At 57.7% G+C, this 23550-nt stretch carries 19 protein-coding genes and 1 tRNA gene; 14 read left to right on the top strand and 6 right to left on the bottom strand.

All coding sequences use genetic code 11. From position 1 onward, the window contains the following. Positions 1-164: 164 nt before the first annotated feature. Positions 165-752: a DDE-type integrase/transposase/recombinase gene (locus tag QP908_RS10290; protein WP_284772211.1), complete on the top strand. Its 588-nt coding sequence runs from the start codon at positions 165-167 to the stop codon at positions 750-752. A 146-nt stretch (positions 753-898) separates the two neighbouring features. Here QP908_RS10290 and QP908_RS10285 read toward each other — a convergent pair. Beyond that, a tRNA-Leu gene (locus tag QP908_RS10285) sits at positions 899-972 on the bottom strand. A gap of 144 nt (positions 973-1116) precedes the next feature. On the opposite strand from QP908_RS10285, the gene polA reads away from it, so the two are divergent. From polA to QP908_RS10270, 3 genes are read left to right on the top strand one after another with little or no spacing between them, the layout of a single operon-like run. After that, entirely contained in the window at positions 1117-3765 is a 2649-nt protein-coding gene (polA, locus tag QP908_RS10280; protein ID WP_284772210.1) for a DNA polymerase I, read from the top strand. After that, positions 3749-4708, top strand: coding sequence for a DNA glycosylase AlkZ-like family protein (locus tag QP908_RS10275; RefSeq protein WP_284772209.1), 960 nt, complete (start codon positions 3749-3751; stop codon positions 4706-4708). The genes polA and QP908_RS10275 overlap by 17 nt, the downstream gene beginning before the upstream one ends. Before the next feature lie 38 nt (positions 4709-4746). Next, a complete protein-coding gene (locus QP908_RS10270; protein ID WP_005280309.1) occupies positions 4747-5118 on the top strand; it encodes a hypothetical protein in 372 nt (123 codons plus the stop codon). Here the strand turns inward: QP908_RS10270 and QP908_RS10265 are convergent. Together QP908_RS10265 and QP908_RS10260 are read right to left on the bottom strand one after the other, a co-directional pair. Further along, the gene (locus QP908_RS10265) at positions 5082-5549 is read right to left on the bottom strand and encodes an RDD family protein (protein WP_284772208.1); all 468 of its coding nucleotides are present in this window, start codon (positions 5547-5549) and stop codon (positions 5082-5084) included. The genes QP908_RS10270 and QP908_RS10265 overlap by 37 nt on opposite strands. 10 nt (positions 5550-5559) lie before the next feature. Further along, on the bottom strand, positions 5560-6291 hold the full coding sequence (locus QP908_RS10260) for a class I SAM-dependent methyltransferase (protein ID WP_284772207.1): 732 nt from the start codon (positions 6289-6291) through the stop codon (positions 5560-5562). A gap of 249 nt (positions 6292-6540) precedes the next feature. On the opposite strand from QP908_RS10260, the gene rpsA reads away from it, so the two are divergent. The 7 genes from rpsA (at position 6541) to QP908_RS10225 (ending at position 14741) form a co-directional block, all read left to right on the top strand. Further along, positions 6541-8004, top strand: a complete 1464-nt coding sequence (gene rpsA, locus QP908_RS10255) for a 30S ribosomal protein S1 (RefSeq protein ID WP_239269876.1) — start codon at positions 6541-6543, stop codon at positions 8002-8004. Positions 8005-8317: 313 nt separating this feature from the next. Continuing rightward, positions 8318-10366 carry a glucose PTS transporter subunit IIA gene (locus QP908_RS10250; RefSeq protein WP_284772206.1) on the top strand — a complete coding sequence of 683 codons (2049 nt, stop codon included), beginning with the start codon at positions 8318-8320 and terminating at the stop codon, positions 10364-10366. A 73-nt stretch (positions 10367-10439) separates the two neighbouring features. Then, a complete protein-coding gene (coaE, locus tag QP908_RS10245; RefSeq protein ID WP_284772205.1) occupies positions 10440-11042 on the top strand; it encodes a dephospho-CoA kinase in 603 nt (200 codons plus the stop codon). A 75-nt stretch (positions 11043-11117) separates the two neighbouring features. After that, positions 11118-11480 (top strand): DUF4259 domain-containing protein, encoded by a 363-nt coding sequence (locus QP908_RS10240; RefSeq protein ID WP_284772204.1) that lies wholly within the window; start codon positions 11118-11120, stop codon positions 11478-11480. Between the two features lie 39 nt (positions 11481-11519). Continuing rightward, on the top strand, positions 11520-13613 hold the full coding sequence (uvrB, locus tag QP908_RS10235; protein ID WP_284772203.1) for an excinuclease ABC subunit UvrB: 2094 nt from the start codon (positions 11520-11522) through the stop codon (positions 13611-13613). Between the two features lie 151 nt (positions 13614-13764). Then, entirely contained in the window at positions 13765-14217 is a 453-nt protein-coding gene (locus QP908_RS10230; RefSeq protein ID WP_023026527.1) for a universal stress protein, read from the top strand. Positions 14218-14300: 83 nt separating this feature from the next. Next, entirely contained in the window at positions 14301-14741 is a 441-nt protein-coding gene (locus QP908_RS10225; RefSeq protein WP_023026529.1) for a universal stress protein, read from the top strand. A 91-nt stretch (positions 14742-14832) separates the two neighbouring features. Here QP908_RS10225 and QP908_RS10220 read toward each other — a convergent pair whose 3' ends face one another. The 3 genes from QP908_RS10220 to QP908_RS10210 all read right to left on the bottom strand — a co-directional run bounded on the left by QP908_RS10220 (position 14833) and on the right by QP908_RS10210 (position 18931). Next, positions 14833-17136, bottom strand: a complete 2304-nt coding sequence (locus QP908_RS10220) for a HelD family protein (protein ID WP_502868903.1) — start codon at positions 17134-17136, stop codon at positions 14833-14835. A gap of 98 nt (positions 17137-17234) precedes the next feature. Beyond that, complete coding sequence (locus tag QP908_RS10215) at positions 17235-18251, bottom strand: DoxX family protein (RefSeq protein WP_284772201.1); 1017 nt, start codon at positions 18249-18251, stop codon at positions 17235-17237. A 77-nt stretch (positions 18252-18328) separates the two neighbouring features. Further along, positions 18329-18931, bottom strand: a complete 603-nt coding sequence (locus tag QP908_RS10210) for an MBL fold metallo-hydrolase (protein WP_284772200.1) — start codon at positions 18929-18931, stop codon at positions 18329-18331. Between the two features lie 64 nt (positions 18932-18995). Here QP908_RS10210 and uvrA point away from each other — a divergent pair, with 64 nt between their 5' ends. The 3 genes from uvrA (at position 18996) to infC (ending at position 23548) form a co-directional block, all read left to right on the top strand. Then, positions 18996-21836, top strand: a complete 2841-nt coding sequence (gene uvrA, locus QP908_RS10205; protein ID WP_284772199.1) for an excinuclease ABC subunit UvrA — start codon at positions 18996-18998, stop codon at positions 21834-21836. A gap of 104 nt (positions 21837-21940) precedes the next feature. Next, positions 21941-22756 carry a serine hydrolase gene (locus QP908_RS10200; protein ID WP_284772198.1) on the top strand — a complete coding sequence of 272 codons (816 nt, stop codon included), beginning with the start codon at positions 21941-21943 and terminating at the stop codon, positions 22754-22756. Between the two features lie 270 nt (positions 22757-23026). Continuing rightward, positions 23027-23548 (top strand): translation initiation factor IF-3, encoded by a 522-nt coding sequence (gene infC, locus QP908_RS10195; RefSeq protein ID WP_081443661.1) that lies wholly within the window; start codon positions 23027-23029, stop codon positions 23546-23548. Positions 23549-23550: the final 2 nt, after the last annotated feature.

Genomic DNA, 23550 nt, shown 5'->3' with positions numbered 1-23550 from the left:
CTACCCCCGGTACCCGATATCCGCACCGGTCGGTACTCGATACCGCCCTACCGGTACTAAATAGCGTCGCGCGTCAGTGAAAATCAAGAGCTTTGCGACACTAATGAGCTACTGAAGGCTGCGTCAGCTTTTTTCGCGTCGGAACACGACCCCAAACGTCGGAAATGATCCGGTTCATCGATAAATACCGGAATCGTTTCTCTGTCGAGTTCATCTGTAAGACGTTGAAAAATAACCGGGCTGGTGGGTTCATCACCTCGCGTGGTTACCGCCAGTCCAAAGCCCGTGGGTTAAGCGCTCGTCGCCTTCGTGATGCTGTTCTAGTTGAACGCATTAGTGCTGTTCATCGGGATAATTACGGTGTTTTAAGCGTGCGGAAAATGTGGCATGCGCTTCACCGTGACGGAATCGATATCGGTCGTGAGCAAACCGCCCGGCTGATGCGCCTGGCCGGTTTTTCTGGCAAAGGCAAAGGCGGATCACCTATTACAACCCGTAAGCCTAACATGCCGGATCTGCGCCCAGACTTGGTCGAGCGTGAGTTCAAAGCCCAAGGCCCGAACAAGCTGTGGGTGGCCGACATTACCTACGTGCGCACGAAGAAAGGCTTTGTGTATGCCGCATTTGTCACTGACGTTTACTCCCGACGGATAGTTGGATGGGCATTATCGGACTCGATGCGCACCGAGGCATTACCGCTGCAAGCACTCAACCAAGCGATTGTGAAGTGTCCCAGGATCTGTTCCGTTTAAGTAGAAGAGAAAACCTTGGAAACCTCACCGCGCCAACATTAAATGTTGTCTAGTTCGCGAACCCCACAACTCAACAAATTCGGATATGCGGGCAAAACCCCGCTTCCTCCGTGGATATTTATCCGGAAGGAAGCGGGGTTAAAATGTGCCCCTGGTGAGACTCGAACTCACACTGGACGGGTTTTGAATCCGTTGCCTCTGCCAATTGGGCTACAGGGGCAATCAAAAGCGAGTGCCTTTGACTGTTGGAAATACTAGCGCAGGGGTTGGCGCAATTCCTAATTGGGGTCCCTTTCCGGTGAAAAGTCCTGCTCAAGACGGTGAGCTTGGGCGGGGTATCGCCGTGTCCATTGTGTTGCCTAGTATGGGGCAGGTGACTTCCAATAAGACCCGCCTTTTGCTCATTGACGGCCATTCCATGGCATTTCGTGCCTTTTATGCCCTCCCGGTGGAAAACTTTTCTACCTCCGGTGGCCAGCACACCAATGCCGTGTATGGCTTTTTATCCATGCTGTCCAATATCGTCTCTGAGGAAAGGCCGGATGCTATCGCGGTTGCTTTTGACGTTGGCCGGAAGACTTTCCGCACGGAGATGTTCCCGGATTATAAGGCGCAGCGCGAGGCCGCACCGGAAGAGTTTAAGGGCCAAGTAGATATCATTCGCGATACCTTGGAGACCTTGGGTATTACGACGCTCTCGCGTGAAAACTACGAGGCCGACGATATTTTGGCCACCCTTGCCACTCAGGCACAGGACTACGAGACGCTGATTGTCACTGGTGACCGCGATTATCTGCAGCTGGTTACGGATTCGACCACGGTGCTCTATCCCATGAAGGGCGTATCCACGCTGCACCGGTTTACCCCGGAAGCCGTCGAGGATAAATACGGGCTTACCCCCGCGCAGTATCCCGACTTTGCTGCCCTGCGCGGCGATCCTTCCGATAACCTCCCTGGCATCCCCAAGGTGGGAGAAAAGACCGCCACCAAGTGGATAGTCCAGTATGGAGACTTGGCTTCCTTGGTAGAGCACGCCGAAGAAATCAACGGAGTGGTGGGAAATAACTTCCGCGAACGCATCGAGCAGGTGCAGATGAACCGGAAGCTCACCCAGATGATTACAGATATGGATTTAGACGTCGGCCCAGATGATCTGGCCTTTAGAGAAGCCAAGGTTGCCGATGTTGCCGCGAAGTTTGATGAGCTGGAGTTTGGCACCAACCTGCGCGATCGTGTGTTATCCGCCATTCCCAACGATGGTGCAGAGGCTGTTGAGCAAGCCGCGGATGCCCCAGAAGTCGAGCTCACCATCGATGACGCCTCCCTGAGCGAGTGGCTACCTAGCCGCGAGCACGTAGCCGTGTATGTGCAAGGCGAGGGCACCCCGGGCCAGGGCGATGCCTCTGCCATCGCTTTTGTGGACCGCGATCGCCACGGCCTGCAGGTGGAACTCGGGGAACTTTCCGCCGATGAGGAAAAGGCCTTGGTCCAGTGGCTAGAATCGCCGGCCCCTAAGTATTTCCACGCCGCGAAGGCCGCGTTCCACATGCTGGCAGGGCGCGGAATTGAGCTCAACGGGCTTGCGCACGACACGGCCTTGGCGGCGTATATCCTGCGCCCCGGCCAGCGCACCTACGAGCTTTCCGATGTCTACCAGCGCCACCTTCAAAAATCCCTCGGTGCCGCCACTGAGCAGATGTCGTTGCTCGATAGTTCCTCCCTGGTAGATCAGGCAGCGGCAATCATGGAGCTGGCGGAAAAACTCACCGCGGAGCTCCAGGACATTGACTCGTTCGAGTTGTACACCGACCTGGAACTGCCCCTGGTGACCATCCTGGCGCGCATGGAGGCTACGGGTATCGCGGTTGATGTAGACATTTTGGAAACCCAAAAGGATGCTTTTGTGGAGCAGGTGGCGGAACAAGAACGCTCCGCGCGCGAGCTTGCTGGCGATGACAAGCTCAATCTAAATTCTCCTAAGCAGCTACAAAAGGTGCTTTTTGAGACCTTCGATATGCCCAAGACCAAAAAGACGAAAACGGGCTATTCCACGGCCGCGAAGGAAATCGAGCAGCTGGCCATCAAGCACCCGCACCCGTTCTTGGACCACCTTTTGGCCCACCGCGAGTACCAGAAGATGAAGACCACGTTGGAGGGCCTCATTAAGACCGTCCAGCCGGATGGGCGCATTCACACCACCTTTAACCAGACGGTGACCTCGACGGGGCGTTTGTCCTCGACGGAGCCCAATCTCCAAAACATCCCGGTGCGCACGGAGGCCGGCCGCCAGATTCGCTCGGCGTTTATCGTAGGCGAGGGATTTGAGCAGCTAATGACCGCGGACTACTCGCAGATTGAAATGCGCGTGATGGCGCACCTGTCTGCCGATCCCGGGCTGATTGAGGCCTACAAGGCCGGCGAGGACCTGCACAATTTCGTTGGTTCTAGGGTCTTCGATGTACCCGTGGACCAGGTGACCCCTGAGCTGCGCCGCCGCGTAAAGGCCATGTCCTATGGCCTTGTCTATGGCCTATCCGCATTTGGATTATCGCAGCAGCTGGGAATCCCGGCGGGCGAAGCCAAGTCCATTATGGAAAGTTACTTCGAGCGGTTTGGCGGTGTGAAGAAGTACCTGGATGATGTCGTGGAGCAGGCCCGCAAGGATGGTTATACGGCCACGCTCTTTGGCCGCCGCCGCTACCTGCCAGAGCTTAACTCCGATAACCGGCTGGCCCGCGAAAACGCGGAGCGCGCTGCGTTGAATGCCCCGATCCAGGGAACGGCTGCGGATATCATCAAGGTCGCGATGATTCGCGTGGACCGTGCTTTGCGGGACATGAAATCTCGTGTATTGCTCCAGGTCCACGATGAACTGGTGGTGGAGGTCGCCCCCGGCGAGGCCGATCAAGTCCGCGAGATTCTTGAGCGCGAGATGGATTCTGCCATCGAGCTGAACGTGCCCCTCGAAGTCTCTGCCGGCGCCGGCACGGATTGGGATGCCGCGGCCCATTAGTTCGATGATGATGCTCAACCGGCGCGAGCGCGCCCGCATGCGCTTGGCCGCCCAGGGGCTGACAACCCAGCGTTGGCACACCGCTGCAGAGGCGGTGCGCGCCTTTGGCGTCATGCAGGGCCAGGACCTGCATTCGGTGCGCCGCTCCTTGGCATTGCGTTCAACAGATGAATCGGATAAGTCCGCGATCGTGCGCGGCTATGCCATGCGCAACACGCTGTTCGCCGCCTCCGTCAAGGATATGGGCTGGATAACCGAGCTATGCGCGAAGCCTCGCAAGGGCGATGCAGCGGTACGGGAAGCCGTGCTGCAGCTTTTCGATGCCCCAATAACGCGCGCAGAATTGAAAGCACGCGCCGCCCGGGCCTTGCCCGAGCTGCCTTTCTGGCACGTGGTACGCATCGCCATGGAAAGCGGGCATGCGTGTTATGTAGGCGAAGAGCAGCTCATTACTCCGGTGGAGCTAGACGGCATCGAGGTACTTTTTAACGGTGACTCGGTGGCCGCCACGACGGAACTGATGACGCGCTATTTCCGCACCCATGGGCCGGCGACTGTGCAGGACTTTGCCTGGTGGTCCAAGCTGCCCCAAAAGCTCATTCGTCCCGCAGCCGAGAATTTGCCGGATGACCTCATCCGAATAGGCAGGGAAGGCGAGGAGCTGGTCTCTGCAGAGGTGCTGGAGCTGCCAGAGGTGAGAAGGAAGAAATCGGTGCTGCTATTGGGCGCCTTTGATGAATACATTTTGGGCTACCAAGATCGACTTTTTGCCATGTCAGCGGATATGCACCACGCGCTCGTTCCCGGGAACCAGGGCATTTTCCGCCGCGCCATCGTTATCGACGGCCAAGTGCGCGGCATGTGGAATAAGCAGGGCATTGAGGACTGGGGAATTCCTGCCTATGCGGCACGCCACGTGGAACGGCAGTGGAAAGACTGCTGAGAAGTGCGTGAAGCAGATGAGGATTTTAAAGTAGTTTCATGGAGTTTCTCGGAAAACGTATTACCTGGAAGTCCCATCCCTACGTCTTGCGCTTTTTTGAGACTACGTGGGCAGTCATGGTCGCATACCCGGCGGGACAAATTGCTGAGAGCGGCTTAAAAGAAGCAGTAAGCAGCGATAAATCTTACTTCATTTTCTATGCGGTTATAACTTTTGGGTTTTTCCTTTCTGCTGGCAACGCCGCCAGAGAAGGCGAGAACCCGTGGCGCTACCGAATTCAGGCGGCCGGTGTAATGATCGCGGTAACTGTCATTGCCGTGGCCTTCCCGTATTCGTGGGTATTTGCGCTCATTACTATTGCTGCCGTGGTGTACTACCTCTGGCCGCGCATCGCTGTGGAATCCTCCTGAGGTCGCTTTTCCACTAGGCAGCCGGCCAAGAGGTCAAAGGGTGTTTGGCCGATGGCTAAAACAGAAAGGCCTAGAATCGCAAGGATAATGCCGTCGATGTTCCAGCCGGTAAGCGTCAGGGGTGTGAGCAGCAGCCATGAATTGCGCAGGCACGCGGTGACAAGCGGCGAGCGGGCCGGGATGATTTCGAGCTGCATCGACCATTTGCCCAGGGAGGTTGACTTCTTCGTTTCCACCCACACGCGGTAGATATAAAAGATCACGGCGAGAGCGACCGCCTCGTAGATTTCTTGGGGGCGCCCGGCTAAGGGGGTACTGGCAAGGGCATTAATCACCCATCGCACCACGGTGACGATGGCGGCGACGAGAAAGGCGTCGATCCACCATGCCACGGCGCGGCGCAGGGCAATTCCTAGTCTTTCGGCGATCATGTCCTCCACGTTAGCTGTATGCGCGGCAGATGAAAATCATGCTGCCAGGGAAAAGTTCCCCGCGCTGCGGGGACCATTGGCCCCACGTAATGTCCAAGTCTTCGGGCCATTCCGGTTCGATGATGTCCTCGATCAGAAATGGTCCGCGACCTTGGAGCGTGCGGAACCAATCGCTGATGGTGCGGTGAAATTCGGCATAGGTTAGCGTCCCGGCGGAATCGTGTTCCAGATAAGCGCGGTCGAAGTAACTTATCTCAGCGGTGAGGCTAGTGGGATCATCGGGGAAGATCCAGCGCATTGGGTGGGTCACGGAAAATACGAAGCGCCCACCTGGGCGCACAACGCGGGCAACTTCCGCGAGCGCGGCATCGAGATCAGCGAGGAAGGGGAATGCGCCGAATGCAGAGAATGCCACGTCAAAGGAGTCGGTGGCGTAGGGCAGTGCCAGCGCATCGGCTTGGATGAGCGCCAACCCGGGATCTGCGTGGGCGAGCATTCCGCGGGAAATATCGCAGCCGGTGGCAAAGCGGGCGCGGGTGCTGAGCCACTGGGTGCAGGCGGCAGAACCGCAGCCGATTTCGAGGACGGCGGCAGAGGAGACATCGCCAAGCAGCTGCGCATCGGCCTCGTGCAGCATCTCTGGGCACCAATAAAAAGAGGAAAGGTACTCGGGGTGCTCGGCATGGTAGTTGGCCGCATCACCGTCCCAGTGGGATTGATTGGCGTGAGAAGGCGAAGTCACTGGGGTGGGTTACCTTTCTGGTTGGCGTGCAATATTTGCCGTATAAGCTGGACAGATGTAGGCTCTTACAAGCATGTCTATGCCACGGGTTGTTGCAGGCTATTGTAGGAAAGCTTGGGGCAATCACGCGGCGGGATCGAATGTGGCCTCTATCTCCTGTATTTGTGCAGCGCAGATGGGCTTTTAATTCGAGAGACACGCAGTTGTCCACGAACGATTTCCTACATTTATTCGGAGCATTTTTACAATATGCCATCTTCTACTACCCCTCAGGTTGCGATCAACGATATCGGAACCGCAGAGGACTTCCTCGCAGCTGTAGACGCCACCATCAAGTACTTCAACGATGGTGACATTGTCGGGGGTACCGTCGTCAAGGTTGACCACGACGAGGTACTGCTGGACATCGGATACAAGACCGAAGGCGTTATCCCTTCCCGCGAGCTGTCCATCAAGCACGACGTCAATCCCGACGAGGTCGTCGAGGTCGGCGATGAGGTTGACGCGCTTGTCCTGACCAAGGAGGACAAGGAAGGCCGCCTGATCCTGTCCAAGAAGCGCGCACAGTACGAGCGTGCTTGGGGCGCCATCGAGGAGCTGCAGGCCAAGGAAGAGCCGGTTACCGGTACCGTCATCGAGGTTGTCAAGGGTGGTCTCATCCTGGACATCGGCCTGCGCGGCTTCCTGCCTGCTTCCCTCGTTGAGATGCGTCGCGTCCGCGACCTGGAGCCCTACATTGGCCAGGAGCTGGAAGCTAAGATCATCGAGCTGGACAAGCAGCGCAACAACGTTGTCCTGTCCCGCCGTGCATACCTGGAGCAGACCCAGTCTGAGGTCCGTTCCGAGTTCCTGCACCAGCTGCAGAAGGGTCAGGTCCGCAAGGGCGTTGTCTCTTCCATCGTCAACTTCGGCGCCTTCGTCGATCTTGGCGGCGTCGACGGCCTGGTTCACGTGTCTGAGCTGTCCTGGAAGCACATCGACCACCCATCTGAGGTTGTCACCGTTGGTGACGAGGTAACCGTTGAGGTTCTGGACGTTGATCTGGACCGCGAGCGCGTTTCCCTGTCCCTGAAGGCAACCCAGGAAGACCCATGGCGCGTCTTCGCCCGCACCCACGCTGTGGGCCAGATCGTTCCGGGCAAGGTCACCAAGCTCGTTCCGTTCGGTGCGTTCGTTCGCGTCGAGGAAGGCATCGAGGGCCTGGTTCACATCTCCGAGCTGGCTCAGCGCCACGTCGAGGTTCCGGACCAGGTTGTCACCGTTGGCCAGGAAGTTATGGTCAAGGTTATCGACATCGACCTCGAGCGTCGTCGTATCTCCTTGTCCGTCAAGCAGGCTGACGAGGACTACTCCGAAGAGTTCGATCCGTCCAAGTACGGCATGGCTGACTCCTACGACGAGCAGGGCAACTACGTGTTCCCAGAAGGCTTCGACCCGGACACCAACGAGTGGAAGGAAGGCTTCGACGAGCAGCGTCAGGCTTGGGAGGCACGCTACGCAGAGTCCGAGCGCCGCTTCAACCTGCACACCGCTCAGATCGAGCGCAACCGCGCTGCAGCCGCAGAGGCTGCAGAGTCCGCTGAAGCATCCTCCAACTACTCTTCTGACTCCTCCGATGCAGCTCCGGCATCGGAGACTCAGGCAGAGTCCGGCGGATCCTTGGCTTCTGACGAGCAGCTCGCTGCACTGCGAGACAAGCTCGCCGGCAACTAAGACGCCTTTGGAGCTTAGGGTGAGATAGTCCCTAACTCCACGCAGCTGCACTAGCCGCGTCCTTCTCCTTCGGGGAGATAGGACGCGGCTTTGTGAGTTTTATGACAGTATATGCAAACGATTGCCCGGTATTTTTCGTTTGCGGGTTCTTGACCTGCGGCAAAGCAAAGGCGCCTGCAAAAAAGACAACTATCCCCACTTAAGACCACTAAATTGGGCTTTTGTTTGTGTTGCCTCTCACTTATAATCCAAGTGTGACGTAATAGCCAGTTGAGTACTGACTATTGTTTTGTCTTTATGCAAGGAGTTTGAAGTGGCATCTGTGAAGGACACTTCCACACACATCATCGATAGCTTGGGCGGCGCCGATAACATCACGTCGCTGACGCACTGTGCGACGCGCCTGCGTTTTCAACTCGCTGATGTGGGGAAAGTAGATCAGGAAAAGCTGGAAAGCGATACGGCCGTTCTCGGTTCCGTCACGCAGGGTACGCATGGCTACCAAGTAGTCATGGGTGGCGGCGTGGCCAACTACTACGGCGAAATCATCAAGGACCCTGGGGTAAACCCGCCGGATGAGGAGGGCTCCTCATCCAAGAAGAACTACGACGGCGTGCGCGGTAAGTACGACTGGATCGACTACTGCTTCGAGTTCCTCTCTGATACCTTCCGCCCGATTCTGTGGGCGCTGCTTGGTGCCTCCCTCATCATCACGCTGCTGGTGCTGGCGGATACCATTGGCATCCAAGACTTCCGCGCGCCGTTGGAAGAACAGCCTGAGGGCTACCGCTTGGCCCACGCGATGTTCCAGTCGGTCTTCTACTTCTTGCCGGTGATGGTGGGTGCTACCGCCGCGCAGAAGCTGGGTGCGAATATGTGGGTCTCGGCCGCCATCCCGGCCGCTTTGCTCACGCCGGAATTCATGTCCCTGGGTGAACAGGGCGATACCGTCAACGTCTTCGGCCTGCCGCTGGTGATTAACTCTTACGGCTCCCAGGTATTCCCACCGATCTTGGCGGCCATCGGCCTGTTCTGGGTGGAAAAGGGCTTGAAGAAGATCATCCCGAGCGCCGTACACATGGTCTTCGTGCCGTTCTTCTCGCTGCTCATCATGATTCCGGCTACGGCCTTCCTGCTCGGCCCATTCGGCATCGGCGTGGGCAATGGCATCTCTTGGGTACTGTTCCAGATCAATGACTTCTCGCCGTTCATCTTGGCCATTGTCATTCCGCTGCTGTACCCATTCCTGGTGCCCATGGGCCTGCACTGGCCGCTCAACGTGATCATGATTCAAAACATCACCACCTACGGCTACGACTTCATCCAAGGCCCCATGGGTGCGTGGAACTTTGCCTGCTTCGGCGTCACCGGCGCCGTGATGGTCATCTCCATGAAGGAGAAGAACAACTCCATGCGCCAGGTTTCCGTCGGTGCATTCGCGGCCGGCATGCTCGGCGGTATTTCGGAGCCGTCCCTCTACGGCATCTTGCTCCGCTTCCGCCGCACCTACTACCGCCTGCTGCCGGGTTGTGCCATTGGTGGTGCGGTCATGGGGCTTTTCGATGTCCGCGCTAACGCCTTCGTCTTTACCTCCATCTTGACCACCTCAGCCATGACCCCGCCGGTGGGCTACATCATCGGCATCGCCGTGGCATTCTTCACCTCCTTCTCCCTCACGCTGCTGTTTGGCTACCGCACCGCAGAGGAAAAGCAAGCCGATCTTGAGCGCATCGCCCGCGAAAATAACGAGACTGTGGAAGAGGTTGCTAGCCGCTCCGAGTCCCGCATCATCGGCGGATCCGATGATGAGTCCGACGGTTCCGAGAATGCACAGGCTGCAGGGGTTGCTGCTGCCACCGGAATCGCCACCAAGGAAACAGAACAGGCAATCATCAAGCTGGACTCTCCTCTGGAGGGCGAGGCCGTGGACCTGTCTGAGGTACCGGATCCCATCTTTGCCGGCGCCAAGCTTGGGCCGGGCGCTGCCGTGAAGCCAACCGGCAATACCGTCTACGCGCCTGCCGATGGTACCGTGCTCACCGTCCAAAAGTCCGGCCACGCGATCGGTCTGAACCTGGATAACGGCGTACAGCTGCTCATCCATGTTGGCCTAGACACCGTGGAACTGGGCGGCGAGGGATTTGATGTCCACGTGGAAAAGAAGCAGCGCGTTTCCGCTGGCGATAAGCTCATCAGCTTTGACGCAGACTTCATCAAGTCCAAGGACTACAACCTGATTACCCCGGTCGTTGTTACTAACGCCAAGAAATTTGGTTCCGTGAGCGGCGCTACCGGCGCTGTCACCCCAAGCGATGAACTCTTGCAGGTTCATCCAAAGCCGGAAGAAGAACTCGAGTCCTAAAGGCACTCTTAAGTTCCGCAGCAAGGAGCCCAGGCATTCGTGCCGGGCTCCTTTTCGCGTACCCTGGTATCCTATGAAGCTAATCGGATTAACCGGGGGAATCGGCAGCGGGAAATCTACGGTAGCGAAGATGTGCGCCCAGCGCGGCTGGCGGGTTGTGGATGCAGATCGCATTGCCCGGGACATCGTCGAGCCTGGCCAACCGGCCTTGGCCGAGCTTGCGGAGAAATTCGGCGAGGACATCCTGCAGGAAGACGGCAGCCTCGACCGCAAGGAACTTGCCCGCCGCGCGTTCGTGGATAAGGAACACACCGAGCTTCTTAATTCGATAACGCACCCGCGCATCCAGGAAGAGACCCAGCGACAATTTGCCGCCGCGCGCGAAGAGGGCGTTGATTTTACGGTCTATGACATGCCGCTGCTCGTAGATAATGGGCTCGACGGGGACATGGATTTCGTCATCGTCGTTGACGTGGATCCAGAAGAGCGGGTGCGGCGCCTCGTGGAGTTCCGCGGACTCGATGAAGCAGACGCGCGCAAGAGGATTAACGCCCAGATTTCTGATGACAAGCGCCTCGCGGCAGCAAGCCATGTCATTGACAACAACGGCACGCAGGAACAATTGGCAGAGCGCGCGGCTGAGGTCTGCGATGAGATCGAAGCGGCGTCTTCTTAACCTTAACCTTTTTGGTAAGTAGCGTTAACGTCTTTTCCTATTAACGTTTACTTTTGGTCCCTACACTATTTGACCGTGGGAACTTGGGGCACTGGACCATTCGATAATCACGCGGCGCGAGACATACTCGATAGCCTGCGGGATGGTTCTTTTGATCTCCGGCACTTTCAGCGCTCGTGCGGCACTGGAGTGCTCGATTCCGATGAAGCCGAGGCGATCATCGCATTAGGGGCGCTGACGAAGCTGCCTGCCGATGGCCTGCCAGACGGCGTAGCCCCACGGGATCTAGCGTCCCTGTACACGCCGCAATCAAAGGCGTGGCTGCGCCAGCGCATCAATCAAGCGATGTGCTCTGATTCCTCGTCGGTCTACGCGCTATGGGAACCGACAGGGGAGCTCGACCAGTGGTTGCACACCGCCCAGGCCGCGCTGCCGTGAAATGGCTAGCAGGAGCGTATAAGCAGTAGAATAGCGGGCATGGCTTTTGCTGCTGAACATCCCCTTATTCCAAACTCTGAACACCGCGTCGTCGGTGAGGTAGAACGCACCCCCGGCAAGTTTCAGGTCGTTTCTGATTATGAACCCGCCGGTGACCAGCCTGCGGCCATCAAGGAACTTGATGAGCGCCTCAACCGCGACGAGCGCGACGTTGTGCTCATGGGTGCAACGGGTACCGGTAAATCCGCGACGGCCGCGTGGCTGATTGAAAAACAACAGCGACCCACGCTAGTGATGGCTCCCAATAAAACCCTGGCCGCACAGTTAGCCAATGAGCTGCGCCAATTATTGCCCAATAACGCGGTGGAATACTTCGTCTCCTATTACGACTACTACCAGCCAGAAGCCTATATCGCGCAGACCGATACCTATATCGAAAAAGACTCCTCCATCAATGAGGATGTCGAGCGCCTGCGCCACTCGGCCACCTCTGGATTGCTCTCGCGGCGCGATGTCGTGGTGGTCTCTTCGGTCTCGTGCATCTACGGCCTGGGTACCCCGCAATCCTATTTGGATCGCTCGGTCATTATCGCCGTTGACGAGGAACTCGATAGGGATCGTTTCCTGAGACTGTTGGTAGATATCCAGTACGAGCGCAATGACGTGGGCTTTACCCGCGGTACCTTCCGCGTGAAGGGCGATACGGTCGATATCATCCCGGCATATGAGGAGCGCGCAGTGCGCATCGAGTTCTTCGGTGATGATATTGACTCGCTGTACTATATCCATCCGGTGACAGGTGATGTTATCGAGCAGGTCGAAGAAGTGCGCATTTTCCCCGCCACGCACTATGTGGCCGGCCCAGAGCGCATGGAAAAAGCCGTGGCCGATATCAAGGAAGAATTGGCTGAACGCCTAGAAGATCTAGAAAACCGCGGCAAACTCTTGGAAGCGCAGCGGCTGCGCATGCGCACGGAATATGACCTAGAGATGATCGAGCAGGTGGGGTTCTGTTCCGGCATTGAGAACTACTCCCGCCACGTGGATGGCCGCCCGGCAGGGTCTGCGCCAGCTACGCTCTTGGACTATTTCCCGGAGGACTTTCTTACCATCATCGATGAGTCCCACGTGACCGTGCCGCAGATTGGCGGCATGTACGAAGGCGATATGTCGCGCAAGCGAAACCTGGTGGAATTCGGCTTCCGCCTGCCTTCTGCGGTGGACAACCGGCCACTGACCTTCGACGAGTTTGAGGAGCGCGTCGGCCAGACGGTCTACATGTCTGCTACTCCAGGCGATTTCGAAATGACCTCCTCCGGCGGCGAGTTTGTCGAGCAGGTCATTCGCCCGACTGGCCTGGTTGATCCTAAGGTAACGGTGAAGCCCACCAAGGGCCAGATCGATGACCTCATTGATGAAGTCCGTGGTCGCATTGCATCTCAGGAGCGCGTGTTGGTCACTACCTTGACTAAGCGCATGGCAGAAGACCTGACGGATTACCTCTTGGAGCAGGGGATTAAGGTCCGCTACTTGCACTCGGATATCGATACGCTGCAGCGTGTGGAGCTCTTGCGTCAATTGCGCCAGGGTGAATTCGACGTGCTCGTGGGCATTAACCTTTTGCGTGAGGGCTTGGACTTGCCCGAGGTCTCGCTCGTGGCCATCCTCGATGCGGATAAGGAGGGCTTCTTGCGTTCGACGACGTCGCTCATCCAGACCATTGGCCGCGCTGCGCGTAACGTATCGGGCGAGGTCATCATGTATGCGGATAAAATCACCGACTCGATGCAGGAAGCCATCGATGAAACGGAGCGCCGCCGCGAGAAGCAGATTGCCTATAACAAGGAACACGGTGTGGATCCGCAGCCTTTGCGCAAGAAGATCGCCGATATTTTGGATCAGGTCTACGAAAACAATGGGGAAGAGGCAGCGGAGTCGGATCCCTCGGCGGTGGTGGAAAAGCGCGATGTCTCCAGCATGGCTACCGATGAGGTTGAGGCTCTCATTAATGACCTGCAGGCACAGATGGGCGCGGCCGCGCGCGAGCTGAAATTCGAACTGGCTGGGCGGTTGCGCGATGAGATTGCGGATTTGAAGAAGGAATTGCGCGGCCTGAAAGAAGCTGGAATCTAGCAGCACGCGTTAGTCTCCAATAATGCTCTCCCCCTAAAAGTGCGCACTCCTGCAACCTTGGGCTTATTGATTCAGCGTCCTGACTATACTGGGGGCGACTTAATAAGCCGGTTCAATGTGCCGACCTAGTAATTCACCAGCAAGGAGAATCATGCTTACGTATCACACCATCGCCGTCGGTACCGATGGCTCCGAAACTTCCCTGCGTGCAGTGCGCTCGGCGGCATCAATGGCACGGGCATATGACGCCAAGCTCATCATCGTCTCCGCGGCCTATAATCACTCAGGCTCCATGCTTGGTGCCCCCAGCGGGGAAGGATCCCGGCTACCGGTGGTCAGCGAGGAAATGGCCAATACTTACCTCACGAATGCACAGCGGATTGCCGAGTCCGAAGGCGCGGAAAATATTGAGGTGGTCACCACCCCCGGTGACCCTGTCAACGCCTTAATTGAGGTTACGGAGAAATACGACGTGGAGCTCTTGGTCGTGGGCAATCGCGGCGTTAATTCCGTGCGCGGACGCGTTTTCGGTTCAGTGCCTACGGAACTTACCCATAAATCCAAGGTGGATGTCGTGGTGGTCAACACGAGTGAAAAACGTTAATCATTTTTCATTGTTACACTTGCAGTAACGCCAAGTTGGCACACTAGAATAGATAGGGTACACACCCACAAAGAAAGGTCATCATGAGCGACTACAGCACGATTGTTGTCGGTACTGACGGTTCCAAGTCCTCCCTCCTCGCCGTGGAGCGAGCAGCCAAGATTGCCGCTGCATTCGATGCCACGCTGATCGTCGGTTGTGCTTACTACGAGAATCAAGAGCAGGCCTCGAAGACCTTGCGCCAGGATTCCGTCACTATTCTCGGTGATGAGAAGGCTGAAGCTAACCTGCAGGCGGGCAGGGAAGAAGCGGAAAAGCACGGGGTTTCCAAGGTGGAAACCGCAGTCCGCCCTGGCACGCCGGTGCAAGCCCTCATGTCCATTGTCAACGACAATGATGCAGACCTGCTCATCGTTGGTAACCGCGGCATAAATTCCCTGACCGGTCGTTTGCTTGGCTCGGTGCCGGCAGATGTGGCGCGCCAGTCCGACTGTGACGTCATGATCGTGCACACCGTCAATTAACCTAGGCTTTCGCCTTACCGGCATTCGCCTTACCCACCGCAGCGAGTCCTTTTCTGGGGTCGCGGCGGTGGTTTTGTGATCCTAGCGGGGGTTAAATCACATCCCCGGTATCTCCTACCAGGGTCAGCGTCTGCGTGGCCCGTGTGATGCAGACGTATAGATTCTGCAGCCCCTGCGGGGAGGCGTCAACAATCTCGCGCGGGTTAAGCACGATTACGTGGTCGAACTCGAGGCCCTTGACGGATTCGGCGTTCGTGGCGTCAATGACCGCAGTCAGGCGCCCATCGTCCTCGGTGGTGACGCCGGGGGTGAAGTCGGCATCGGCAAGCCGGCGCACCGGCACGCCATCGCGAATAGCAATGGCAGGGGTGGCGTCCGGATTAATGGAGGCCAACAGGCCATTGGCAAGCTCGGTAATGGGCTCAGGTGTGCGGTAGTTGACGGTAAGGAGGTGGTGGCGGAAGCGCTGGGCGATGAACGGCTCCAAGGCCTCGCCCCAGTCATCCACGCCGGCTGGGGAACCCGTCTGCGAGGTATCGCCCACCAGCGTCATCCACCGCGACGGGCAGCGGCGGAAGAGCATCCTCCATTCCATAGGGGTGAGCTCTTGTGCCTCGTCCACGATGATGTGGCCAAAGGCCCACGTGTGATCCTCCCGGGCGCGCTGCGCGGTGGTGCGCGTATCCCGCACCTCCTGGCGCTGCGCCAGGGTTTCCGCGTCGATCACGTCGTGCGCGGAGAGAATTTCCGCCTCAAACATGTCATCGTCATTATCGGTGGATTCAGAAGAAGACAGGATATCCAACGCATCTTCTGCATCCGCGATCTGCTCGCGCCACTCGGCATCCTTGGCCGCCTTCTTCTCCTCAGGATTGGGCAGCCCGATGAGAACGGTCAACTCATCCAAAAGGGCGGCATCGGAATCGGTCCAAGCGTATCCATCTGCGCGGTACAAGGCGGCTTGGGTCTCCTCATCGTAGCCACGGGCAGCCGAGGCAATGAGCTCGCGGGACGACAACAGCGCGGCGAGGACCTCAGAGGGATCAAGCTCGGGCCAGAAATCGTCGATGCAGCTGACCACGGATTCATCAATGGCAAGATCGTCGTGGAATTGGTCCACATCGGCGCGGCTTAAGAGGTTTTCCCCGCCCAGCGGATCGGTGCCAACCTTGGTGGCCATATCTTGGGCGAGGTCTTCCACGAAGTGCTCGATGAATGCCTCGCGCGCCTGGTTGTGCGGCTTGCGGGAGCGGCGGGCGCGAGTGCGCGCCCTCTTCACCATGGATGGAGTGATGGTTAGGCTTAAGCCATCCAAGGTGATGTCCCAAGGCTCACTCGGCACCTGCTGATAATCCTTGACTGCAGCGCTCAAGATTTCCGCCATGGCCTCGCTGCCCTTGATCTCGCGGCCTACCAGCCCCTCGGTGTGGGTGGGGGTAATGCCGGGGAATAGCCCACCGATGGTGGACAGCACGACGCCGGTTTCGCCGAGCTCGGGCAAGACGCGGGAAATATAGTCCAAAAAGTTGGTATTGGGCCCAACGATGAGCACACCGGTGGAAGATAGCAGTTCGCGGTGGGTATAGAGCAGGTAGGCAACGCGGTGTAGCGCGACGGCTGTCTTGCCGGTGCCAGGGCCGCCTTCGACGACCATTACGCCGCGGGTATTATCCCGGATGATTTCGTCTTGCTCACGCTGGATGGTTTCCACGATGGACGTCATGTGCCCCGTGCGGGCGCGTTGCATGGCAAAGTACAGGGCGGACTCGCTTGCCACGCCGGCTTCTTCCTCGCGCACGCCTGGGCCGTTTAGTGCCTCGTCATTGACATTAGTGACCGTGCGGCCGGACATCCGGATCTGGCGGCGTGTGTGCACACCCTCGGGCTGGGCAGTGGTGGCGAGGTAAAAGGGGCGGGCCATGGGCGCGCGCCAATCCAGAAGGAGGGTGCGATAGTTTTCTTCGCGCGCATCCAACCCCATGCGGCCGATATAGCGGCGGTCTAGTCCATCCTCCGTTGGATTATCGCCGGGAGCATCAATATCAATGCGGCCGAACACGAGCCCCATCTGTGCGACGTTGAGGCGATCCAACTTGGCCTGGAGGCCGTGGTATTCCGTTTCGCGGCGCACGAGGGCATCGGCATCGGGAGTCGCCGGGTCAACCTCAGCTTGGACCTCGTTCAAGCGTGCGTTTGCTGCGGCTACCTCGTCATCGAGGCGGTCAAAAAGGCCATCGACATAGTTCTGCTCAGCTTCGATGGCCGAAATTCCAGCGTTATCCGCGCGGCGGTACGAAGATGCGTCAGCGGGAGAATTGGTGGCTGGAGAATTCTTCGGTGCAGAGTTCACGAGACTCCTCAGAATAAAACACGAAAATATGGGGTGGGCACGCATCCGCGTGCCGCGTAGGGGAGATTCGAGTTTAGACCTCGCCGTGACAAAGAACAACGGCCCAGCGTAGGGGCTGGGCCGTATGCGAGGGTTAAGGCGAATTACTTAGCGCGCTTTTCAATCTTCTTGATAGCGGCTTCGATCTTCCTATTAGCCTTCTTCTGCAGCTTATCTGCCTGCTTGGAAGCCTTCTTAGCAGCGCGCTTGGAGTCTGCCTTGTCAAGCTTCGACGCGGCATCATCGGCGCGCTTTTGTGCCTTGTTCGCGGCCTTGACGGCACCCTTGCGGGCGGTCTTAGTGTTGGACTCAGCGGACTTCAGCCATTCCTGCTTGTTGTCGCCAACGTAAGACTTGGCGCTATCTACGGAGTCCTCGATGAATGACTTCGCATTGTCCAAGAAGCCGCGGCCGGAATCCTGCCAGTCTTCCTTGTTGTCATCGACGTAGTCCTTGGCGTCATCAACATAGGACTTTGCGGTATCCAGCAGGCCGCGACCGGTGGACTGCCAGTCATCCTTGTTGTCATCCACGTAGGCCTGCGCCTTCTGAGAGGTTTCGTTGAACCAGTCGCCGGCCTTGTTGGACAGCTCGTTGGCGCGAGCGGAAAGCTCCTCGCGCTTTTCCTGGGACTCAGACTTGGTGGGCAGCGCCTGCTGAATCTTCTTATTGGTGCGCTCACCGGCCTTCTGTGCGCGCCAGCGCAGGGACGGCTTGCCCTCGGTGTCCTGGGTGGTGATAAAGAGCGCGCCGAGCAGGGCGGTATTGGTAATGAAGCCGTTGCGACGGTCTTCCTTGTCCTTCTTATTATCTGCGGCCCAGAAGTTATTCTTTCCCACCAAGTTGGGCAGGGTAGCGGCGGCCAGCACAGCTGCGGAGGTGCGCGGTGCCTTGCCCAGAGCCAAGGTGGTACCTGCACCTATCTTTGCGCCGCCGAGGGCGCGGGTAGCTAGCTCCGGATCATTGGGAATGAGGTTCTTGTACCCGGAGGGGACGAACTTGCGCAGGGTCTTGAGGAAGCCTTCGGTTTCCTTGGTGTGCTCCGAGGCATTGCGCAGGTCGTCTACACCTTCCCATACAAATACCGATGCCAGCATGGGGCGGGCAAACTTGCGAATCATAGTCCTTTAAGCTCCTTAGCTCGTTGTTCTAGACCAATCGTGTGATTGACCATTATACGCTGAAATAGCCGCCTAGGTCACCACCGGCGCTCCCACCAATCACCCAACTTGGGGCGTTCTTCCCCCAAGGTGGTGGGCTTGCCATGCCCCGGGCGGATGATGGCGTTATCTGGGAACTCCTCGAAGACGCGCTTGGTGACGTCCTTATATAGCCGCACGAAGTCGCCTTCAGAGGTCGTTCGGCCCAATCCACCGGGGAATACGGAATCTCCCACAAAGAGGTTGGTGACACCGTCAACGGTGGCCACAAGCGCGACTCCGCCGGGGGTATGGCCACGCAGGATGATGATCGGCAATTTCATGCCTGCAAAGTCGATGGAATCGCCCTCGCGCAGCTCAACGTCCACGTCTTCTGGAATGGCGGGCGAATCAATAAAGGAGGCGTAGTGTTTTGCGTTGGTGGCCTCCAAAACCTCGCCGAGAGCCCGCACGTGATCCCAGTGGCGGTGCGTGGTGAGAACGGCGGTGATGTCAACGCCTGCCTCGCGCGCCATGTCGAGGATGGCGGGGGCGTCATCGGCGGCATCGACAAGCAAGCCTTGATCGCCGGCTGTGAGCAGGTAACAGTTATTGTCCATCTCCGAAACGGAGATTTGGTGAAGTTGTAGCTCGTTAGTCATACATTCCAGCTTACGGGTACATTCAAGGGGAGATTAAAATCTATGATGTGGAGGCTGGAGCGCAGTGGCAGAACGATTGATTGTGCGAGGCGCACGGGAACACAATCTCAAGGGCGTGGATATCGATATTCCGCGCGATAAAATGGTGGTTTTTACTGGGCTTTCGGGTTCCGGTAAGTCCTCGCTGGCCTTCGATACCATCTTCGCGGAGGGCCAACGCCGCTACGTGGAATCGTTGAGCTCTTATGCCCGGATGTTTTTGGGCCAGATGGATAAACCCAACGTGGAATACATCGGTGGCTTATCGCCGGCGGTGTCCATCGATCAGAAATCCACGAACCATAACCCGCGCTCTACCGTGGGCACGATTACGGAGATTTACGATTACCTCCGCTTGCTCTTCTCGCGCGCCGGCACCCCGCACTGCCCCAAGTGCGATGCCGTCATCGAGCGCCAGACGCCGCAGCAAATCGTTGATGCCGTTCTGGAGCAGGAAGAAAAGCTGAAATTCCAGGTGCTTGCCCCGGTAGCGCGCAAGCGCAAGGGTGAATTTGTAGACCTCTTCCAAGATCTTTCGGCGCAGGGCTACTCCCGCGTGCGCGTGGATGGTGAGACCCACCAATTAAGCGACCCGCCGAAGCTGAAGAAGCAGGTTAAGCACACCATTGAGGTCGTGGTGGACCGGTTGCAGGTCAAGGCCTCCCAGAAGCAGCGCCTGACCGATTCCGTGGAAACGGCTTTGCGGCTTGCCGATGGCCTCGTCACCATCGAGTTCGTTGATAAAGAGGAACTCACGCATACTTATTCTGAAAAGGCGGCCTGCCCCAATGGCCATTCACTTACCATCGAGGAGTACGAGCCGCGCGCGTTTTCCTTTAACGCCCCCTTTGGCTCCTGCCCGGTCTGCGATGGCTTGGGCACTAAGCTCGAAGTGGACGTGGATCTGCTGATTCCGGATCCGGATGCCCCAGCCGTCGATGCCGTGCAGCCGTGGCATTCGAGCCCGAACTCCCGGTACTTCGTCAAACTCGTGGAAGGTTTGGGCAAGGCCATGGGCTTTGATCCGCAGACCCCCGTTAGTGAACTAACAAAGGAGCAACGCGATGCGTTGATTTACGGCACCGAAACCGAAGTGCGGGTGCGCTATAAGAACCGTTATGGCCGCCAGCGCAATTGGACCGCGCCGTTTGAGGGCGCTGTTGGCTTCCTGCACCGCAAATTGGACACCACGGATTCGCAGTCCCAAAAGGATCGCCTGCTGCAGTACACCCGCCGGGTGCCGTGTAGCACGTGTAAAGGAACGCGCCTGAAGCCGGAAATTCTCGCGGTGCGTCTGGCGTCGACCTCTCATGGCGAACAATCCATTGCGGGGCTGAGCGCCCTGTCCATCGAGGACGCCTCCGAGTTTTTGGATTCGCTGGTCTTGGGCCACCGCGAAGAAATCATCGCGGGAGCGGTGCTGAAGGAAACCCAGGCCCGCCTGCGCTTCTTATTGGACGTGGGGCTTAACTACCTCACCCTGGACCGCGGTGCTTCGACCCTGTCCGGCGGCGAGGCACAGCGCATTCGCCTGGCCACGCAGATTGGATCCGGGCTGGCTGGCGTTCTGTACGTCTTGGACGAGCCGTCCATTGGCTTGCACCAGCGCGATAATCACCGCCTGATCTCAACCCTGCAGCGCCTGCGCGATATTGGCAATACGCTCATCGTGGTCGAACACGATGAAGACACCATCCGCTCGTCCGATTGGCTGGTGGATGTGGGCCCGCGCGCCGGTGAATACGGCGGCGAAGTGGTTTACCAAGGCGAGCCCGCCGGCGTGGAGAAGGTAGAGAAGTCCTTAACGGGGCAGTACCTGTCCGGTTCCAAGGTCCTGGCCGTTCCGGATCATCGCCGCGAGATCGATAAAGATCGCACCCTCAAGATAGTCGGCGCACGGGAAAATAACCTCAAGGGGATTAATGTCGAGATTCCGCTCGGCGTGCTGGTGTGTATTACCGGTGTGTCCGGATCCGGCAAATCCACCGTGGTCAATGAGATCCTGGCCAAGACCTTGGCTAATAACCTCAACCGCGCCCGTCAGGTTCCTGGGCGCGCCAAGCGCGTGGAAGGCATCGAGCACCTAGATAAGTTGGTGCAGGTGGATCAAAGCCCGATTGGCCGCACACCGCGTTCTAACCCGGCTACCTATACCGGCGTCTTTGATAAGATTCGCAATCTTTTTGCGGAGACCCAAGAGGCGAAGGTGCGCGGCTACAAGGCCGGACGTTTTTCCTTCAACGTCAAAGGCGGGCGCTGCGAGGCTTGCCAAGGCGATGGCACCATCAAGATCGAGATGAACTTCTTGCCGGATGTCTATGTTCCGTGTGAGGTCTGCGAGGGCGCGCGCTATAACCGCGAGACCTTGGAGGTCCACTACAAGGGCAAAAACATCGCAGAAGTGCTGGACATGCCCATCTCAGAGGCGGCGGACTTCTTCGAGCCCATTACCTCCATCCACCGCTACTTGGCCACGCTTGTCGATGTCGGCTTGGGTTACGTGCGCCTCGGCCAAGCCGCCACCACATTGTCCGGCGGTGAGGCCCAGCGCGTGAAGCTTGCCTCGGAGCTGCAAAAGCGCACCAATGGCCGCACCATCTATATTCTGGATGAGCCGACGACCGGTCTGCACTTTGAGGATATTCGCCGGTTAATGTTGGTGATTCAAGGCTTGGTAGATAAGGGCAATTCCGTGCTCATCATTGAGCACAACCTTGACGTTATCAAGGCTGCGGACTGGATTGTGGACATGGGTCCAGAAGGCGGTGCTGGTGGCGGCACCGTGGTCGCGCAGGGAACTCCGGAAAAGGTTGCACAAGTGGAAGGGTCCTATACCGGCGGCTACCTCAAGGAAATGCTGACCTAATCACTAGAGGAATAGTTTCTGCGAAAAATTGCCCTCTTTTTAAAATATGGGCTAGTCTGTGAGGAATGAATCTACGGCGGAAAGTGGGGGCGATACTGGCCACGGTGTCGCTTGCTACCGTGGCGGCGTGTTCGTCTCCCGAGCAGGCGCCGGATACGGCGGGGGAAGGGGCATCGGCAAGCGCGAGCGATAAAGCCGATGCAACACTCACCAAAGATCTAGACCGCGCTGTTGATACGGTATCCAGGCACTATGACGCCAAGGTCGGCGTGGCCATTTCCGCCGGCGAAGAAAAAATCTCTGCGGGAGACAAAGGCGAAGGGCCAGCTTGGTCCACGATCAAAGTGCCCATCGCCATTACCGCGCTGCAAGACGGCGCCGATCCGTCCTTGGTAGATCTAGCGATCAAGGAATCCGATAATGATGCCGCGTACGCATTGTGGTCCCAGGTGCAGTGGGAAGAAGGCGAGGCTTCGGAGGCGGTGGAAAAGTTCTTGCGCGAGCACGGTTCGAAGGCATCCATTGAGGCTGACGCTTTTGGTTACTCCACCTGGCCATTGCAGGAGCAAGCAAATTTTGGCGCGCAATTGCCCTGTATCAAAGAAGCCGAATACGTCCATGCGGTATTAAATGACATCGTAGAATGGCAAAGCGTCGGCCTATCGAAACATGCAAGCACCCGGGCCAAAAGCGGCTGGGGGCTTGATGAAAATAGCGATGATTACACTTTCCGCCAATTCGGTGTCCATGAAAAGGACGGCAAAAGGGTAGGAGTAGCACTAAGCGTCGTCGTCGAAGGCGAGGATTATGAAAGTGGCTCCGCCGCGATTGATGATCTTGCCGATGACGTCCTCAAGGTCATCGACAAATCCATTGAAGATAAAAATCTAGAGCCCGATTCCACCTGCGAGGATGCTTAGTTCACCGCGGTTTGCCTTGAGTGGCAGCGGCTGCTAATCTCATACCTACTACCGCCCAAGGTACCTTTTGCAGGAACCTGGGTCACAAGCGGAGATTCTCCCACCCGATGCCGCGAACTTAAAGCTCGTTGGATAACGGTAAAGGTAACCAGACATTAGTGTCTGGCTCTGTGAGATCTCCCGGCTGCCAGTGGCAGACCGGGTTAGATTCGTTTGTGGTCCACGGTAGGTGAACTCATTACCCAAAACCCCTAATCGAGGAGAACCACAATCAGCGCTGAAGCTCGCATTAATGAGCGTATCCGAGTACCCGAGGTCCGTCTTGTCGGCCCCGGTGGTGAACAGGTGGGTATCGTCCGCACCGATGATGCCCGCAAGCTTGCCTATGAAGCTGACCTGGATTTGGTCGAGGTTGCTCCAAAGGCTAAGCCCCCAGTTGCCAAAATCATGGACTACGGCAAGTTCAAGTATGAGCAGGCCCAAAAGGCTCGCGAATCTCGTAAGAACCAGCAGCAGACCGTGGTGAAGGAACAGAAGTTCCGTCCGAAGATCGACGATCACGATTATGAGACCAAGAAGAGTAACGTAGTTCGCTTCCTGGAAAAGGGATCCAAGGTTAAGGTGACCATCATGTTCCGCGGCCGCGAGCAATCGCGACCGGAGCTAGGTTTCCGGCTTTTGGAGCGGTTGGCCGATGACGTCGCTGAGGTTGGCGTAGTTGAGTCCCGCCCCAAGCAGGATGGTCGCAACATGACCATGGTTTTGGGTCCGGTTCGTAAGGGCAAAAAGTAAAC

This window comes from Corynebacterium sp. MSK204 (assembly GCF_030229885.1).
Lineage (GTDB): Bacteria > Actinomycetota > Actinomycetes > Mycobacteriales > Mycobacteriaceae > Corynebacterium.
The sequence above is the reverse complement of the archived record's forward strand: the minus strand, read 5'-3'. Positions and strand labels throughout refer to the sequence as shown.

Coding starts and splice junctions, on each gene's coding strand:
- polA (WP_284772210.1), top strand. CDS start 1,117: ATGGGGCAGGTGACTTCCAATAAGACCCGCCTTTTGCTCATTGACGGC.
- QP908_RS10275 (WP_284772209.1), top strand. CDS start 3,749: ATGCCGCGGCCCATTAGTTCGATGATGATGCTCAACCGGCGCGAGCGC.
- uvrB (WP_284772203.1), top strand. CDS start 11,520: ATGGCTTTTGCTGCTGAACATCCCCTTATTCCAAACTCTGAACACCGC.
- QP908_RS10290 (WP_284772211.1), top strand. CDS start 165: ATGATCCGGTTCATCGATAAATACCGGAATCGTTTCTCTGTCGAGTTC.
- QP908_RS10220 (WP_502868903.1), bottom strand. CDS start 17,136: ATGCGTGCCCACCCCATATTTTCGTGTTTTATTCTGAGGAGTCTCGTG.
- QP908_RS10265 (WP_284772208.1), bottom strand. CDS start 5,549: ATGATCGCCGAAAGACTAGGAATTGCCCTGCGCCGCGCCGTGGCATGG.
- QP908_RS10215 (WP_284772201.1), bottom strand. CDS start 18,251: ATGATTCGCAAGTTTGCCCGCCCCATGCTGGCATCGGTATTTGTATGG.
- QP908_RS10230 (WP_023026527.1), top strand. CDS start 13,765: ATGCTTACGTATCACACCATCGCCGTCGGTACCGATGGCTCCGAAACT.
- QP908_RS10210 (WP_284772200.1), bottom strand. CDS start 18,931: ATGACTAACGAGCTACAACTTCACCAAATCTCCGTTTCGGAGATGGAC.
- QP908_RS10270 (WP_005280309.1), top strand. CDS start 4,747: ATGGAGTTTCTCGGAAAACGTATTACCTGGAAGTCCCATCCCTACGTC.
- QP908_RS10225 (WP_023026529.1), top strand. CDS start 14,301: ATGAGCGACTACAGCACGATTGTTGTCGGTACTGACGGTTCCAAGTCC.
- coaE (WP_284772205.1), top strand. CDS start 10,440: ATGAAGCTAATCGGATTAACCGGGGGAATCGGCAGCGGGAAATCTACG.
- rpsA (WP_239269876.1), top strand. CDS start 6,541: ATGCCATCTTCTACTACCCCTCAGGTTGCGATCAACGATATCGGAACC.